Origin of the sequence: Paenibacillus jepli (assembly GCF_047238105.1) — a bacterium.
Classification (GTDB): Bacteria; Bacillota; Bacilli; order Paenibacillales; family Paenibacillaceae; genus Paenibacillus_D.
On record NZ_JBDFMD010000001.1, the window covers coordinates 7,230,683 to 7,247,456 of the forward strand.

At 50.2% G+C, this 16,774-nt stretch carries 20 protein-coding genes; 18 read left to right on the plus strand and 2 right to left on the minus strand.

The window, feature by feature from the left end:
- The first annotated feature begins 96 nt into the window (after positions 1-96).
- From cls to ABC336_RS31085, 7 genes are all read left to right on the plus strand, one after another.
- Positions 97-1,542 (plus strand): cardiolipin synthase, encoded by a 1,446-nt coding sequence (cls, locus tag ABC336_RS31055; protein WP_413242357.1) that lies wholly within the window; start codon positions 97-99, stop codon positions 1,540-1,542.
- On the plus strand, positions 1,539-2,765 hold the full coding sequence (locus ABC336_RS31060) for an MFS transporter (RefSeq protein WP_413242358.1): 1,227 nt from the start codon (positions 1,539-1,541) through the stop codon (positions 2,763-2,765). The genes cls and ABC336_RS31060 overlap by 4 nt, the downstream gene beginning before the upstream one ends.
- A 50-nt stretch (positions 2,766-2,815) precedes the next feature.
- Complete coding sequence (locus ABC336_RS31065) at positions 2,816-4,258, plus strand: nicotinate phosphoribosyltransferase (RefSeq protein ID WP_413242359.1); 1,443 nt, start codon at positions 2,816-2,818, stop codon at positions 4,256-4,258.
- A 41-nt stretch (positions 4,259-4,299) separates the two neighbouring features.
- Positions 4,300-4,536, plus strand: coding sequence for a DUF6953 family protein (locus ABC336_RS31070; protein ID WP_413242360.1), 237 nt, complete (start codon positions 4,300-4,302; stop codon positions 4,534-4,536).
- Between the two features lie 131 nt (positions 4,537-4,667).
- Positions 4,668-5,255: a TetR/AcrR family transcriptional regulator gene (locus tag ABC336_RS31075; RefSeq protein WP_413242361.1), complete on the plus strand. Its 588-nt coding sequence runs from the start codon at positions 4,668-4,670 to the stop codon at positions 5,253-5,255.
- An 89-nt stretch (positions 5,256-5,344) separates the two neighbouring features.
- Complete coding sequence (locus ABC336_RS31080) at positions 5,345-5,863, plus strand: hypothetical protein (protein ID WP_413242362.1); 519 nt, start codon at positions 5,345-5,347, stop codon at positions 5,861-5,863.
- A gap of 15 nt (positions 5,864-5,878) precedes the next feature.
- Entirely contained in the window at positions 5,879-6,520 is a 642-nt protein-coding gene (locus ABC336_RS31085) for a peroxiredoxin-like family protein (protein WP_413242363.1), read from the plus strand.
- Positions 6,521-6,634: 114 nt separating this feature from the next.
- Here ABC336_RS31085 and ABC336_RS31090 read toward each other — a convergent pair whose 3' ends face one another.
- On the minus strand, positions 6,635-7,114 hold the full coding sequence (locus ABC336_RS31090; RefSeq protein ID WP_413242364.1) for a carboxymuconolactone decarboxylase family protein: 480 nt from the start codon (positions 7,112-7,114) through the stop codon (positions 6,635-6,637).
- 191 nt (positions 7,115-7,305) lie between these two features.
- Between ABC336_RS31090 and ABC336_RS31095 the strand changes: the two genes are divergently transcribed.
- Together ABC336_RS31095 and ABC336_RS31100 are read left to right on the plus strand one after the other, a co-directional pair.
- Positions 7,306-8,139, plus strand: a complete 834-nt coding sequence (locus ABC336_RS31095; protein WP_413242365.1) for a sigma-70 family RNA polymerase sigma factor — start codon at positions 7,306-7,308, stop codon at positions 8,137-8,139.
- 72 nt (positions 8,140-8,211) lie between these two features.
- Complete coding sequence (locus ABC336_RS31100) at positions 8,212-8,538, plus strand: ArsR/SmtB family transcription factor (RefSeq protein WP_413242366.1); 327 nt, start codon at positions 8,212-8,214, stop codon at positions 8,536-8,538.
- On the opposite strand, the gene ABC336_RS31105 is transcribed toward ABC336_RS31100, so the two are convergent.
- Entirely contained in the window at positions 8,535-9,263 is a 729-nt protein-coding gene (locus ABC336_RS31105; protein ID WP_413242367.1) for a response regulator transcription factor, read from the minus strand. The genes ABC336_RS31100 and ABC336_RS31105 overlap by 4 nt on opposite strands.
- 192 nt (positions 9,264-9,455) lie before the next feature.
- On the opposite strand from ABC336_RS31105, the gene ABC336_RS31110 reads away from it, so the two are divergent.
- The 9 genes from ABC336_RS31110 to arsC all read left to right on the plus strand — a co-directional run bounded on the left by ABC336_RS31110 (position 9,456) and on the right by arsC (position 16,760).
- The gene (locus tag ABC336_RS31110; RefSeq protein WP_413242368.1) at positions 9,456-10,466 is read left to right on the plus strand and encodes a PstS family phosphate ABC transporter substrate-binding protein; all 1,011 of its coding nucleotides are present in this window, start codon (positions 9,456-9,458) and stop codon (positions 10,464-10,466) included.
- Between the two features lie 193 nt (positions 10,467-10,659).
- Entirely contained in the window at positions 10,660-11,538 is an 879-nt protein-coding gene (gene pstC / locus ABC336_RS31115; RefSeq protein ID WP_413242657.1) for a phosphate ABC transporter permease subunit PstC, read from the plus strand.
- Positions 11,539-12,426, plus strand: coding sequence for a phosphate ABC transporter permease PstA (gene pstA, locus ABC336_RS31120; protein ID WP_413242369.1), 888 nt, complete (start codon positions 11,539-11,541; stop codon positions 12,424-12,426).
- Between the two features lie 13 nt (positions 12,427-12,439).
- A complete protein-coding gene (gene pstB / locus ABC336_RS31125) occupies positions 12,440-13,195 on the plus strand; it encodes a phosphate ABC transporter ATP-binding protein PstB (protein WP_413242370.1) in 756 nt (251 codons plus the stop codon).
- 30 nt (positions 13,196-13,225) lie between these two features.
- Entirely contained in the window at positions 13,226-13,885 is a 660-nt protein-coding gene (phoU, locus tag ABC336_RS31130) for a phosphate signaling complex protein PhoU (protein ID WP_413242371.1), read from the plus strand.
- Between the two features lie 16 nt (positions 13,886-13,901).
- Positions 13,902-14,600 (plus strand): response regulator transcription factor, encoded by a 699-nt coding sequence (locus ABC336_RS31135; protein ID WP_413242372.1) that lies wholly within the window; start codon positions 13,902-13,904, stop codon positions 14,598-14,600.
- Between the two features lie 94 nt (positions 14,601-14,694).
- A complete protein-coding gene (locus ABC336_RS31140) occupies positions 14,695-15,006 on the plus strand; it encodes an ArsR/SmtB family transcription factor (protein ID WP_413242373.1) in 312 nt (103 codons plus the stop codon).
- A 16-nt stretch (positions 15,007-15,022) separates the two neighbouring features.
- A complete protein-coding gene (locus tag ABC336_RS31145; RefSeq protein WP_413242374.1) occupies positions 15,023-16,315 on the plus strand; it encodes an arsenic transporter in 1,293 nt (430 codons plus the stop codon).
- Between the two features lie 25 nt (positions 16,316-16,340).
- On the plus strand, positions 16,341-16,760 hold the full coding sequence (arsC, locus tag ABC336_RS31150) for an arsenate reductase (thioredoxin) (RefSeq protein ID WP_413242375.1): 420 nt from the start codon (positions 16,341-16,343) through the stop codon (positions 16,758-16,760).
- The last annotated feature ends 14 nt before the right edge of the window (positions 16,761-16,774 follow it).

Genomic DNA, 16,774 nt, shown 5'->3' on the forward strand with positions numbered 1-16,774 from the left:
GCAATGCGTACCCGCCATAAGCCCATATTTTCGTTGTCAATCAACATTCGGAATGCTAAGATGAAGGGCGACATCACATGAAGAGGTGGGAACGTCTTGGAAGCCGGGAATATCACTACACTTATCCTTTCCATCGCAACTTTAATCAACATCGTCCTTGCCTGTATCGTGGTCTTCATTGAACGCAGGGATATCGGTTCCACTTGGGCCTGGCTGATGGTTTTATTTTTCATACCGGTGTTGGGGTTCGTCGTATACGTGTTCCTCGGCCGTCAATTAATACAAAAAAACTTCTTTCAGCTCACAGCTGAAGAGCTTGCGTTTTTCCAGGAGACGGCGGACCACCAATTTCAAGACATCCATAAGCACGGCGGGCTTCTTCACAAGTATGCCAATCTCGTCAAAATGAATCTGAAATCGTCCAACGCCTTGGTCACCACGGATAATGAAGTAAAGATTTATCATGATGGACAAGCCAAATTTGATGCGTTGTTTGCGGATATCCGGGAAGCAACGGATGAAATTAATATCGAATATTACATTATCAAACCGGATACCCTCGGCAAAAAACTGCGGGATCTGTTAACTGAAAAGGCGAAAGAAGGCGTGAAGGTCCGCGTGCTCTACGACGAGGTTGGGTCGAGACGGATGTCTCGCTCGTTCTTCAGCGAGTTGATCAAGCATGGGGGCGAGGTCGCCGCTTTTTTTCCGTCCTGGTTTCGACTGATCAATCTTCGCATCAACAACCGCAATCACCGCAAGCTGTGCATTATTGACGGTGAGGTGGGGTATGTAGGCGGATTTAATGTCGGGGATGAATATTTGGGTCTAAACGAACGCATGGGGTATTGGCGGGATACGCATCTGCGGATAACAGGCGGGGCAGTCGCTTTGATCCAAGGGCGATTCATTATGGATTGGAGCAAGGCCACCAATTATGAACGTCAGCATATTGAAGAACATTTCACATTCCGTCCCGATCATCACCCTGGCAACAGCGCGATCCAGATTATATCGAGCGGGCCGAACTCGCAAACCGAGCATTTGAAGATCATGTATCTGAAGATGATTCTGAATGCCAAGCGCAGCGTGTTCATTCAGACACCCTATTTCATCCCCGACGCAAGCTTTATGGACGCCTGCAAAATGGCCCTGTTGTCGGGGGTGGACGTGCGCATCATGATTCCGAACAAACCAGATCATCCGTTTGTGTACTCGGCTACGCTGGCACACGTCGGGGAACTGCTGCCATATGGCGTGAAGATCCTGCAGTACGAAAAAGGCTTCATGCATGCCAAAACGATCGTCGTCGATGAAGAGGTCGCTTCCGTCGGCACGATGAATATCGATCCGCGCAGCTTCCGCTTGAACTTTGAAGTGAACGCGCTGGTGTATGACGCCGGCATCGCCAAGGAGCTTCACGAATTATTTCTGCACGACACCGCATACTGTATGGAGCTGACGAAAGAGCTCTACAGCAAGCGCTCGAACTTGGCCAAGTTCAAACAGGCGGTTGCTCGTCTGCTTTCGCCGATTTTATGAAATCTCCTTTCTTCCCCAGGCTCAAGGGGAACAGCCGGGGCTGTTTGGCTTTTGAGCCGTTATTTCTTATTCCTTACAGCATGTTCATCACCTATGCCACGATCTATATGAGGGAGCTTGGCTTAAGCGAGACGCAAATCGGCTGGGTGACTACGCTCTCGCTGGTCGTACAAGTGTTCTCGTCCTTTTTAAGCGGATATCTGACTGATCTGATGGGCCGGAAGGCAGCGCTGCTGACCTTTGATCTAATCAGCTGGTCCGTTGGCACGCTCCTGTGGGCGGTGTCGCAGAACGTCTGGTTTTTTGTTGCTGCGGCTCTCATTAACGGTTTTCAGCGTGTTCCTCATACTGCGTTTTACTGTCTGCTCGTCGAGGATACAGAGCCACGGGAACGCTCCTATGTCTTCACTGTGCTGCAGGTGATCGGCGTCATCGGCGGCTTGTTCGCTCCGCTGGGTGGATTGCTCGTCTATCATTACGGATTGGTCACTGGCGTTCGCATCATGTATGTGATCGCTTTTGTCCTGATGACCGCCCAGTTTCTAGGCCGCCATTTTACGACTCATGAGACGGAGATGGGCCTCCGCAAAAAACGCGAAGCTCGCGAGCTCGGGTTAAACGCAAGCCTCCGGGATTACATCACGACGATCCGAGCCGTCCTGGCTGATCGGAGCCTGCAGCTCATGTTCGGCGTATACATCCTGTTCAACTTCCAGATGATGGTCAAGGGAACCTATCTTGCGTTATTTCTGAGGGAAGAGATCGGCATGGCGGACAATTGGATCTCGCTGGTGCCGGCGGTATCCTCCGTCGTGATGCTGCTCGTCTTATGGCAGGTGATCCCGCGCATCTCGGATCGACTGATGCATCGTACGATGCTGTGGGGATTTATCTTGTCCGCGATCTCAAACGCTATCCTGGCGTTAACCCCGACGGGGGCGATGAGCTGGATCGTCATCAGCACCGTACTCGCTGCCGGCGCCACGATGATAACTGCACCTTATCTGGAAGCGGTCGTAGCCAATGCGATCGACGATGAACGCCGGGCCAAAATGTTCGCCGTCCTGTCCGTCCTCGTGCTCCTTGTCGTCTCTCCCTCGGGCATCATCGGCGGCTGGGCGTATGCGATCGCTCCACAGATTCCGATCTGGCTCGTGACAGGGGCTTTCGTGCTGAGCATCCCGCTCCTGGTGGCCGGGGCTCGTCAGGGTGGGGAGAGTTAATTCCAAACATCGATACCAAACTTTTCAATAGTGGGGATGAGGTGATGATAATGAATTATGGAAGCCTGAGTCTTCATACCGACAAATATCAGATCAATATGATGTATGCCCACTGGGCTAATGGATCGTTGAACGATGGGGCTGTGTTCGAGGCGTTTTTTCGCAAGCTGCCGTTTGGCAACGGATATGCGGTGTTCGCCGGGTTAGAGCGAATCGTTCATTATATTCGCCATCTAACATTCACTGAAGAGGACATTGATTATCTCAGAAGCCAAGAAGAGAAGTATGATGAAGGTTTTTTGGAGGAGCTGCGACGCTTTGCATTTAGAGGCGATCTGTACGCTATGCGAGAAGGAAGCGTAGTGTTCGCACAGGAGCCATTGATTCGGGTTGAGGCTCGAATCTTCGAAGCGCAATTGGTCGAAACGGCTCTATTGAACATGATGAACTATCAGACCCTAATCGCCACCAAGGCCTCCCGGATCAAGCAAGTTGCCCCGGAGGATACCCTTCTCGAGTTTGGGACCCGCCGTGCGCAAGAGGCCGATGCCGCCATATGGGGGGCAAGAGCTGCCTTTATCGCCGGGTTTCACGCTACTTCCAACCTCAGGGCAGGCATGCTCTTTGGAATCCCGACCAAAGGCACGCACGCCCATTCGTGGATTCAACAGCATGATTCGGAGGAAGCAGCCTTTCACAACTTTGCTGAGGCACTCCCGGATCAGGTTTCTTTGTTGGTAGACACTTATGATACGTTAAGAAGCGGCGTGCCTAATGCCATCAAAATCGCTAAGGAGCTTGAACAGAAGGGGAAGCGGCTGCAGTCCATCCGTCTCGATAGCGGCGACCTTGCCTACCTCTCACAAGTATCGCGAGAGATGTTGGACCAAGCGGGACTCACTTATGTTAAAATTATGGCATCCAACGACCTGGATGAGAACATCATCATGGATTTAAAGGCGCAGCAAGCACAAATCGATGTGTGGGGTGTCGGTACACAGCTCATTACTGCCGCAGATCAACCGTCACTCGGCGGGGTGTATAAGCTGGTGGCGCGAGTGAACAATGAGACTGAAGAGCCCGTCATTAAGATTTCGGGTAATGTGGAGAAGGTGTCCAATCCAGGTGTGAAAGACGTTTTCCGTTTAATTCATCGCACGACGGGAAAAGCGGAAGCGGATTATTTGGCGTTGAGGAAAGAAAAGCATGCCGCTGCCGGCGATCCGATCCACTTGATCGATCCAGCCCATCCGCTGATGAATAAAGAGATTCGGGATTATGATGCGATCCCCTTGTTACAACCCGTCTTCTTAAAGGGGGAATGTGTGTACAAGTTGCCTGCGATCACAGAGATCCGTCAGCATCACGAGAACGAGATGAAGGCATTTTGGCCGCAGTATCTCAGGAAGACTAATCCTGAAAAATATAGAGTTCATTTGAGCGAAGCGGCGCTTAACCTTAAAATGGAGCTCATAAAGAATCATCAAAGATAAACAGACAAATATGCAATACTAGGAAATGAGGGTAACCAACCATGGAAAGTAAAGCAGCAGAAATCGCGGAATGGATGCTGGCAGAAGTAAAAGAACGGGGCATATTAAGACAGGAGGAGGCCGTACAGTTTATTAGCGACCATTATGGCGAGCAGTATCTGTACACCAATGAGAATGGTAACCGATCCATAGATAAGGAAGTGAAAAAGCGGTTTAAAAAGCTCCATCGTGGAAAGGTAGCATGGGATCGCGACGGTTTCTTCTGGGGCTGGACTTAGGAAAACACTGCGGTAACAGAATACGCTGATCATCTTTAACTGCTTTGTGCAGATCTCACGTTTTTTATTGAATAATAGTACTCATACATTTATTTGTTGACAACCTACCTACTAGTAGGTAGAATAAAGATATGAAAAATACATCACATACCGCTAATGACATTCTGGCTTGTGCGCGTTCCCTGATCATCTCTGGCGGCTATAACGGTTTTAGCTATGCCGATATCGCTAAAGTCGTGGGGATTCGAAAGGCGAGCATTCATCACCATTTCCCGAACAAAGTCGACCTGGTCACCACACTGGTTGCACGGTACCGGGAAGAAGCTAAGTCGGGAATGGCGAACCTCGAGCTTCAAACACCCGAACCCCTCGAACAGCTTCAACGCTACACAGGCTATTGGGAAGCCTGCATCATGGATGCCAGCGCTCCGTTCTGTATCTGCGCGCTGTTGGCCAGCCAGATCCCCGACCTGCCCGAGGAAGTTGTTCTAGAGGTCCGGGCGCATTTTCAATCCTTGTCTGCATGGTTGACCTCGGTGTTGGAGCGCGGCGAGCGGCAAGGGCAAGTTCAACTGAAGAGTCCCCCTCATGCGGAGGCCGAAGCGTTCATGGCGACGGTTCACGGGGCGATGCTATCGGCGCGGGCCTATGGCGATCCGAAGATATTCGGCTTCGTGACACGCCCGCTCCTGGAGCGACTCGCTCCGCGCCCTGTCTAACACCTTGCATTATCTCATCACAATAGGAGGCTAAGTATTTATCGGAGCAGTACAGATAACTTGTCTTTAAAGACCGGAAGGAGTCATGTATGTTTGGCATTTCACCTCTAGGCTGGGTCCATACGCTGAGCAGCGTCCCTGCCATTCCATTGGCTGTTTATATGTTTGTACGCCACGGACGCATTGTGCCGCGGTCAAAGGCCGGTGTCGTATACTTCATCTCGATGCTGGTCGGCGCTGTGACAGTATTCCCTATCGCCAAGCAGACGGTCAGCCTTGCCATTGGCACAGCAACGATCCTGCTGCTGCTCGCCGGGTACGGGATCGGACTTATGAAAGGAATTGGGCGGGCAGGCAAGTATCTCGAAACCATCTTTCTCAGCCTGACTGCATTTCTGCTGATGACGCCGACGGTCACCGAGATTCTAACCCGTGTCCCTAACGGCAATCCTATCGTTACCGATCTGAACTCGCCGATTCTCCTCGGCGCTCAAGGCAGTCTTCTTGTTATTCTTATTGTTGGCATGACAGCACAAATGATCCATCTGAGACGGCAAGCGCGAACCGTGGCTTTCACTAAGCCAGTCAAGCTGTCTGCCGAGGGATAAAGAGAGGGGCACAATATGTCATTAACACAAGCATTAGAGGAAGCAAAACAAGCATTTAACGCACATACCCCTATGGAGATTCAAACGGCCATGTTCCGTCAGATCCGAGAGCAGCAGGAATCCGGTATCATATACGGACGACAGGAGGGAGAGAAGGCCAGGGATTTCACCCTTAAAAATGCATTAGATGAATCGGTTCACCTCTATGATGAACTGTCCAAAGGACCTGTAGTCCTGACTTTCTACCGCGGCGGCTGGTGCCCGTTCTGCAATACACAGCTTAAGGCTTATCAGAAGATCCTGCCGGATATCCAAGCCTTGGGGGGCCAATTGATTGCGGTCAGTCCGCAAAGTCCCGACAATACGCTTTCCCAGCAGGAGAAAGAAGAACTGACCTTCCAGGTTCTGAGCGATGCCAACGGTCTCGTGGCCGCTTTCTATAACATCCTATACGACGTCCCGGATTACATCCAGGACATGATGAAACAAGCGGGCATGGATCTGGCGGAATACAACGCGATGAACCGCTGGATCCTGCCGATTCCTTCGACCTTTATGATCGACGAATCCGCCATCATCCGCTCCGCCTATGTGAATCCAGACTTTATGCAACGGCTGGATTCGGAAATTATATTACATGAACTGAAAAAGCTTTAAAAACGGCTGAATGCCATCAGCCCGCTTCCGTTAAATTAAAGGAAGCGGGCTGAACGCGTTCACCAACATGGGAGACCAGAGAGGATCAACTCAGTTTGCGGGTTGACTGCCTCGTTAATCACGAGTGGCCGAGACGTCCACCTGTTGTCGTGTAGAACTATTGATCCGGTTATACAAATTGACCGTAGCAATCCCTATAATGAGTGTAGCCAGCGCGTCTTCATCATAGTGACGGGAGGCCTCTTGATACACGTGGTCCGGTACCGGGTCGGTCGAGCCGTGAAGACAGGTCATCGATTCGCTAAGTGCCAGGGCTGCGCGTTCCGCATCGGTGAAGTTTGACGCCTCACGCCACGCGGATACAACGAAGAGCCGTTCCGCTGATTCTCCTGCGTTTATCGCATTACGGGAATGCAGATCCACGCAGACGCTATCACCATTGATTTGGCTGGCGCGCAGGTAAGCAAGGAATAAGGTGCGGGCCGGCAAAGCATTTTTTTCTGCTGACGCAAATATCGCTTTGCCTAAGTATTGCAAAGATTGGCCCACTTCCGGCAAACTCATAATAGGGTTGCTCATTCTGGATGGTTGCATAAGAAACGCTCTCCTTTGTAGTTAAGTTGATTTAGAAGCCTTCTATTTTGCTTCTCACTGAAATGACGTAGAGGAGGGGGGAAGTGTGACAAATCACGATTTTGGGACAATTGTCACCTCGATTGATTTCCGTTCGTCAGTATAGTAGGGAAGCTATGTGTGTAACAGTAAAGATAGGAGAATGCATTTGTATGGAAGAACAATTCGAATCGCACCGGAATCATTTGCTGGCTGTGGCTTATCGTATGCTCGGCTCAAGGACAGAAGCGGAGGATGCTGTACAAGAAGCGTGGCTGCGACTTCATCGTTCAGATCGAAGCCAGATCGATAATGCAGGAGGGTGGCTGACCACTGTCGTTTCACGAATATGCCTCGACATGCTACGGTCGAAAAAAGCCAGACGCGAGGAATTTTTAGACGAACTGTTGCTTGCGAATATAGAGGATCGGTCCAATCCCGAACACGAGACGCTTATGGCCGATTCTGTCGGGGTTGCCCTGCTCATGGTACTAAGCAAGCTGAACCCGCCGGAGCGCATTGCCTTCGTGCTGCATGACATCTTTGCTATGCCTTTCCGTGAACTGGCACCGATTATAGGGAAATCTGAGCTTGCCACTAGAAAGCTTGCAAGCCGGGCACGCCAAAAGGTGAGAGGAAGAGAAGAGCATACCCATGCTGATTTGGGACGTCAGCGAACGCTGGTGGACGCTTTCCTGGCTGCAGCATACAAAGGGGATTTAGAGGAGCTGGTAAAGGCCTTGGATCCGGAAGTGGTGCTTCGAGATGACCGCGAACGTGGCACCATAATTGAGACCAAGGGAGCTATTGCGTTGGCCAAGAAAGTAGCGGGACGTGCCAAACCGGCTCAGGTTGCACTTGTAGGCGGAAGGATTGGAGCTGTTACAGCACCGGGAGGGAAGTTGCTTTATGTGATTCAATTCACGTTAAGGGACGGGAAAATCGCGGAGGTCGACTTAATTTCCAGGCCCTCACGACTTGCACAGCTTGAGATTTCTATGTTGTAGAGCATTAGATCTTTAGAAGAGTTTATATTATAATTAAAGAATATAATTATATAATACATGGAGGTCCTCCATATGGATACTATAGATACAATGGCTGAAACATTTAAACTGCTGGGCGACAAGTCACGATTAACCATTTTGGGGCTGCTGAAGGAGCGAGAGCTTTGTGTCTGCAATCTTGTCGATATCATGCAGATGTCACAGCCTAGCATTAGCCAGCATTTGAGAAAAATGAAAACCGGCGGGCTGCTGAACGAATACCGGCGGGGCAAGTGGGTGTATTACTCCCTTAACGTTCAAGATAAGCCCTATGTCATGGACGTCCTGGAGAGCCTCCCTTCCCAATCCGATAAGGTGGAGTGGCTGGATCAACAATTAGCCGCTACCGTTTGCGACTAGCTGCTTTCACTTCTCAATTGACACCAGGATCCATTGCAGACATAGCGATAGCCTTTGCCGCGAATGGACTCGATGCGAATCTTTTCTTTGAATCGCTCCAGCCGCCGCCGTAAGGTGCTGATATGAACATCTACAGTGCTTTGCCCGCCTGAATAATCGTTCCCCCAAACTTTGCGTATCAGGTGCTCTCTCGACACGATCGTGCCCGGTTGACTGGCAAGATTGAGGAACAATTCGTACTCCTTTGGCCGTAACGGGGCCGTCTCGCCTGTGATTTCAATCGCCGGCAGTTCAGGGCGGACAATAACTCCCCCTGCTTCGCCATTGGAATCCTGCTTCAATCTTTTGAAGTTGCCGGCTCGTGTAAGGAGGTTGGAAGTCCGCGCAAGGAACTCTCTCACACCAAACGGCTTGGCCAGGTAGTCATCGGCTCCTGCGGCCAGCCCCTCGATGATCGTCGATTCCTGGTCACAGGCGGAGAGGATCAATACAGGCACACGCAGAGTACGAGACCGAAGAGCTCTTAACAACTCCAATCCAACCCGTTCTCCGCCTATCCATATGTTCATAATGATCAGATCATATCCTCGCTCCGTCAGCTTGCGGTAACCATCTTCTTCTGATGAAGCAACATCAAGCCGATAGCTTCCCTCTTGTTCAAACAAGTACTCGATTAATGATACGAAGGATGGGTTATCTTCAACCAATAGAACGTTATACCTCATGGCTGATACCACCTTTCAGGCATTATCTTAATTAATACATAATTATATTATTATATATCAATTAAAGAATCAAGCCTTAAATAACCCGCAAAGAATTTACAAAAGTGCATTGGAAATTTAACATTCCCCAAACATATAAGACTTATGATCGCATTGTGACTTAATTATATAACAATATGGGGAGTGGGTAATGTGTTTAAAAAAGCAGTAGGGGTCGGGTTATTAATCGCAGCAGTATCCGTAACAGCAGCTTGTGGATCAGGTACTTCAAATGAAGGTGGCAACACTGGTGCTGCGCAGGGGCCATCCAATGTGCAAAATGAGACAACAAACCAACCGCCAGTCGAAGAAACACCGAGTATGAGCGGGCAGATTGAAATCGATGGTTCCAGTACCGTTTTCCCATTAATGGAAGCCGTTGCCGAAGAATTCAGCAAAGAATATAAAGATGTCCGGGTGCCGGTAGGCGTATCTGGAACCGGGGGCGGGTTCAAACGGTTCTGCGCTGGCGAAACGGATATCAGCAATGCCTCCCGTCCGATCAAGGCTGAAGAGGCTGAAGCATGTGAGGCCGCAGGCGTTGAATTTATCGAGTTGAAAGCAACCTATGACGGTATTTCTGTTGTGCTTAACCCTGCAAATGACTGGGTGGATCATTTTACCGTAGAAGAGCTGAACGCCATCTTCAAACCGGACAGCACCGTAGTCAATTGGTCCGATGTTCGTCCGGAATGGCCAAGCGAGAGAATCGAAATGTTCGTACCAGGGGCGGATTCCGGAACATTCGATTACTTCACGGAAGTAATCAATGGCAAGTCCCAGGAAAGCCGCAATGACAGCCAGATTTCGTTCAGCGAAGATGACAATGTATTGGTTCAAGGCGTGGCGGGAAGCAAAAATGGTATTGGCTACTTCGGACTGGCCTACTACGAAGAAAATCAAGACAAGCTGAGAGATGTCGCAATTGTCAACAAAGAAGGCAATGCTGTGCTTCCTTCGGAAGAAACGGTGATGGATCAAAGCTATAACCCGCTCGGTCGCCCGCTCTTCATTTACGTCAAGAAAAGCGCTTATGAGGAGCGTCCGGAAGTAGAAACCTTCGCAAAATACTTCATGGACAATACCAATGAGCTTGCCGCTGAGGTAGGCTATATCCCGCTGCCAGAGGACATGCTGGCTGAAGAAAAGGCTAAGCTGCAATAAGCATGTTGTAACAGAGTGAATAAAACTTACACACGCAAGATGGGTCCCTCGTTCTCTTGGGGGACCTTTGCCTTGAGATTCAGCTTAGCCGTGAGGAGCGTAGAATACTTTGAAGACTGAGCCTAACAACTCGCCTAAACCTTCGCATGCGCCTGTGGGAACATCGCCGTTCAAAAATAAAAGCGGCCAGCCCATGAATTGGCTCATGCCAAAACTGCTCTTTTTGTGCGCGATTATCTCGGTGCTGACGACAATCGGCATTGTCTATACCTTGTTGACCGAAACGATTGCTTTTTTTGGTACTGTATCTGTCGTGGAATTTTTCACCGGTACCAAATGGGCCCCCTTGATCGCCCCGAAAGCATTTGGCGTGCTGCCGCTCTTGGCAGGCACCTTGATGATTACCGTGATCGCCTGCCTGGTGGCGATGCCGATCGGACTGGCCAGTGCGATCTATCTGAGCGAATATGCCCCCAGCCGCGTACGAAAAATTGTCAAACCGATTCTGGAAGTGCTGGCTGGGGTGCCAACGATTGTATATGGCTATTTTGCCCTCAGCTTTGTCACACCGCTTATCCAAGAGGTGTTTGGAACCCTGTTCGGCATGAACGTTTCCATCTTCAATGCGCTCAGTGCAGGTATCGTGGTCGGCATCATGATCATCCCGATGATCGCTTCCTTGAGCGAAGATGCAATGCTCGCCGTTCCAAGATCGCTGAGAGACGGGGCTTATGCGCTAGGATCCACCCGGTTGGAGGTCGCGCTCAAGATTATCGTGCCTGCAGCTTTATCCGGGATTGTAGCCTCCTTTGTATTGGCTTTCTCACGGGCGATAGGGGAGACGATGATCGTAACCGTAGCGGCCGGATCGACACCCAAGCTGACAGGCAATCCACTGGAGAGCATTCAGACGATGACCGCCTATATCGTACAAGTCAGCTTGGGGGATACGCCGCACGGGTCGATCGAATACGGGTCGATTTTTGCAGTCGGACTCACCCTGTTTGCGATCACCCTGATCTTGAATCTATTGGCCCAGTATGTTGCCAGACGCTTCAGGGAGGAATATTAGATGATGTTTAATGACGACAAGAAAGCGTTGAATCGATCCAGAAGACGTACGGACCTTTATCTGCATCTTATCTTTCTCGCGAGCACCTCGTTTGGCATCGTCTGTCTGACTGCGCTGATCGTTGATGTGCTGGTCGATGGGCTCGGAGCTTTGTCGCCGCAATTTTTTACGAACTATCCATCCAGACGCCCGGCTGAGGCAGGGATCCTCTCCGCAATCGTAGGCACGGGCTACATGGTCGCTCTTATGGCTCCGATTTCTTTGATATTCGGCGTAGGGGCCGCTATTTATCTGGAGGAGTATGCACCAAAGAATAAGCTGACTCGGCTGGTGCAAGTCAATATCAGTACGCTAGCTGGCGTACCGTCGATAGTGTATGGCATGCTGGGACTCACTTTGTTTGTGAGAGCAGGCGGATTTGAAGTCCTGGCTATGGGGAGAAGTATTTTGGCAGGTGCCCTCACGATGTCCTTGCTTGTCCTCCCGATCATTATCGTCTCTGCTCAAGAGGCGATCCGGGCGATCCCGAGATCCCGCCGCGATGCATCCTTCGCGCTGGGCGCCAATAAGTGGCAGACCGTACAAAAAGCCGTCCTGCCTTCTGCCATTCCTGGCATTTTGACCGGCATTATTTTGGCCTTGTCCAGAGCGATTGGCGAGACAGCGCCATTGATTATGATCGGCGCGCTGACATTTGTAGCGTTTCTGCCTGACAATCCGCTGGATCAGTTTACAGTCATGCCGATTCAAATCTACAACTGGGTGTCCAGACCCCAAGCGGATTTCCATCAGCTGGCTGCCGCAGGGATCATCGTCCTTCTGGCCCTGCTGATCCTGATGAATCTCTCAGCTGTATTGATCCGGAACAAATACCAGAAAAAAAATTAACGCGGAGGCCGTTATGACTACCCTTATTGATGTAAATGAACTGGACTTGTATTACGGGGATTTCCATGCCTTGAAAAAGGTGAAGCTGCCCATTCGCGAGAAATCCATCACGGCGTTTATCGGCCCGTCCGGCTGCGGCAAATCGACTCTGCTTCGTACACTCAATCGCATGAATGATATGACGCCAGGCGTGCGGATCGACGGTTCTGTGCAAATCTCGGGCGTGGACATCTACAAGGGCGATGTTGATGTAGAGACGCTGCGCAAAAAAGTGGGGATGGTCTTTCAACAGCCCAATCCATTTCCTAAAAGTATCTATGATAATATCGCCTATGGCCCCAAAATCCATGGCATGCGGAAGAAAAGCGAGCTCGACGAGATCGTAGAAAAAAGCCTGCGCGGCGCCGCCCTCTGGAATGAAGTCAAAGATCACTTGAAGCGTTCCGCGTTATCGCTCTCCGGCGGCCAGCAGCAGCGTCTGTGCATCGCTCGTGCGCTTGCGGTCAATCCGGATATTCTCTTGATGGACGAAGCAACTTCGGCGCTGGATCCTGTATCAACCTTGAAGATCGAAGAGCTCGCTCAGCAGCTGAAAAAGAATTATACCATCGTAATGGTGACTCATAATATGCATCAAGCGGCACGCGTATCCAACGAAACAGCTTACTTCCTCAATGGCGAAGTTGTGGAGTACGCAGAAACGGAGAAGCTGTTCTCCAATCCGCGGGATCAGCGCACAGAGGACTATATCTCCGGCCGGTTCGGCTAATCAGTACGATCTTAGAGAGGAAGAATAAATATGACGACACGCAAAGAATTCTCCACAGCCCTGAATGAGCTGCAGGGCCGGCTAAAGGCGATGGGCGACGAAACCGAAGCCGCATTGCATAAAGCGGTCTCTGCGCTGGTACAGCAGGATCTTGATGCTGCCCGCAGGATCATCGATTTCGATGCGGAGCTGAATCGCATGGAAGACGAAATCGTCGAGTGGGGCATTCGATTAATTGCCACTCAGCAGCCGGTCGCCAAGGATTTGCGAAGGATCATTGTAGCCCTCAAAATATCAAGCGACCTGGAACGGATGGCCGATCTTGCAGTTGATATCGCCAAAGTTGTCGTCCGGATCAATAAGCAGCAGCTCATCAAACCACTGGTCGATATTCCTCGTATGGCTGAGATCACTGGCGTCATGATCCATGAGGCCATCCAGGCATACTTGACCGAGAATATTCAACTGGCCTACAAGATGGCCCAGGATGATGATCGTGTCGATTCGCTGTACAGTCAGATATTACAAGAGCTCTTCGCCTACATGTCGAAGCATCCCGAGGATTCGAATCAAGCCATGCTCTTGAGCTTTATTGGCCGGTATCTGGAGCGCATCGCAGATCATGCGACGAATATCGGAGAGCAGGTCGTCTATCTGGTAGAAGGCAAGCGCCCTGATCTCAATTCCTGACCAAGAAGGGGATCCTATGTCGTATCGGTTGCTTTTGTATGAACCAGACAAGACAGTTGCAAATTTGCTCAGCTATCGCTTCCGGCAAACCGGATACCAGATTTCAACGGTTTCAACGGAAGCGATGTTGTTCCAGATCCATCAACATCAGTCATTTGATATGATTATTCTGGATGTGCACGATAACCCGGATTTTACGCCCCTGATCCCGATGAGAAGCACGGATGCAACAACACCGATTATTATTTTGACAGCTATGATTCGGGATCAGGATATTGCCGAAGCGTTTTACAAGGGTGCCGATGATGTCGTCCGCAAACCATTTGGTTATGGCGAGCTGCTCTCACGCATCGATGCAATCCTGCGCCGCACCCTGGCATATCAGCTTCGTCCAATGACGGTGGAGCCGGAAGAAGCGGCTTATCAGTTTAGCTTTCTAACGCTCTATCCCCAGCGGCTGGAGCTTGTCATTCATGAGAACAGTATTTCATTAAGTGCGTTGGAATGCCAGCTGTTGCTTCTTTTTTTGCAGCATCCCGGTGTGCCCCTTACTCGCATGCAGCTGCGACAAGAACTGTTCGGTGACACGGTGGATACGGTAAAGATCGAAAGGATCATTGCTGGACTGCGCAAAAAAATAAAGCTGGCGAAACCCTTTATTCAAATCGATACCTTGCCGCGAGTCGGGTACAAACTGACTATACAAAATCTTTAAATTTGATTAATATATAATCCTTTACTTATATGATTATATAGGTATAATGATACTAGGTTGAGACGGAATCCAATCGGATGGGAGGATGGAGGCCATGCACACGTATGCCGCAGTAGCTGAAGAAATGAAGCTGTTATCTGACAAAACGCGATTGATGATCCTGGCTCTGCTCAAAGAAAAAGAGATGTGTGTATGTGATATTGCAGCTGCGCTGGCGTCTACACAGCCCAATATCAGTCAGCATTTGCGAAAGCTGAAGACAGGCAATCTGGTTCATGAGACGCGGCGCGGGCAGTGGATTTACTATGCCATGAACCGGGATAACAAGCCGTATATCTCCGACATTCTGAACGACGTTCCATCGATGAAGCACCTAGCTATGCAATTTAAGACAGAGAGCTGTTAGCCGTTAAGGAGGACCTATGTTAATCATTGCGTCGGTATTGTTTGTTGTAACGTTGATTTTTGTCATCTGGCAGCCAAAAGGGTTGAACATCGGCTGGTCAGCTGCTGGCGGGGCTGTGCTTGCGCTGCTCTTTGGTGTCGTAAGCTTCAGTGATGTCCAGGATGTGACATTGATTGTTTGGAATGCAACACTGGCCTTTGTAGCCATCATTCTGATCTCACTTATTCTCGACGAGATTGGTTTCTTTGAGTGGTCCGCTCTGCATATGGCCAGGCTGGCCCGAGGCAATGGCACGCTGATGTTTATTTATGTTATTCTGCTTGGCGCATTGGTTGCAGCATTCTTTGCCAACGACGGAGCAGCACTCATCTTGACGCCAATCGTGCTATCCATGGTAAGAGCGCTGAAGTTCGACGAACGGATGATTCTACCGTTCATTATGGCTAGCGGATTCATCGCCGACACGGCATCATTGCCGCTCATTGTCAGTAACCTGGTCAATATCGTGTCCGCCGATTACTTTGGCATTGGTTTTGTGCAATATGCGACGCGCATGTTTGTTCCGAATCTGTTCTCAATCGCGGCTAGTATTATCGTGTTATATCTTTTCTTCCGTAAAAGCATTCCGAAAAATTATGATGTCCAGCATCTGCGGGTGCCTCGGGAAGCCATCAAAGATCACCGGCTCTTCCGCTTATCCTGGATCATTCTAGCGGTATTATTGGTAGCCTATCTCGTCAGTGAATTCATTCACGTCCCCGTCTCGATCGTTGCCATGGTCGTCGCGATTCTTTTCATCGTCGCAGCCCGGGGGAGCAAGGCAGTGGCTACCACCAAGATTATCAAGGACGCCCCTTGGTCTGTCGTTGTGTTTTCTATCGGCATGTACGTTGTCGTCTACGGCTTGCGCAATGTAGGGCTCACCGATCAGCTAGGGAGGGTCATCGAACAAGTCGCAGACCAGGGTCTGTATGTGACGACGATCGGCATGGGTTTTATTGCGGCTGTGCTCTCTTCCTTCATGAACAATATGCCTACGGTGATGATCAACGCACTGGCCATCCAAGGGACAGGCACAGAGGGCATCATCCGGGAAGCCTTGATCTATGCCAATGTCATTGGCTCGGATCTCGGACCCAAGATCACGCCGATCGGATCTTTAGCTACCCTGTTATGGCTGCATGTGCTCTCACGCAAAGGCGTGAAAATCACATGGGGGTATTACTTTAGAGTCGGTGTTATCCTAACCGTACCGACCTTGTTCATTACCTTAACTGCCTTGTCGATATGGCTTTGGATCGTGGGTTAAATTATATTGAAGAGGAGATATTCACATGAATAAAAAAATCGTTTACTTCCTTTGCACCGGTAATTCGTGTCGCAGTCAGATGGCAGAAGGCTTTGGACATCAACACCTTGGTGAAGACTACGACGTTTATAGTGCAGGGATCGAAGCCCATGGCTTAAACCCAAAAGCTGTTAAAGCAATGGCTGAGAAGGGCATTGACATCAGCAAGCAAACATCGGATATCATTGATCCGGAGATTTTGAATAAAGCCGATGTTGTCATTACGCTTTGTGGCGATGCAAACGACAAATGTCCGATGACCCCTCCGCATGTGACGCGATATCACTGGGGCTTCGACGACCCGGCAAAAGCAACCGGCACGGAAGAGGAAAAGTGGGCAGTGTTCCAGCGCGTCCGGGATCAGATCGATGCGCGGATCCAGCGTTTCGCCGCTGAGGGAGAATAAGGAGGGAACGAGCT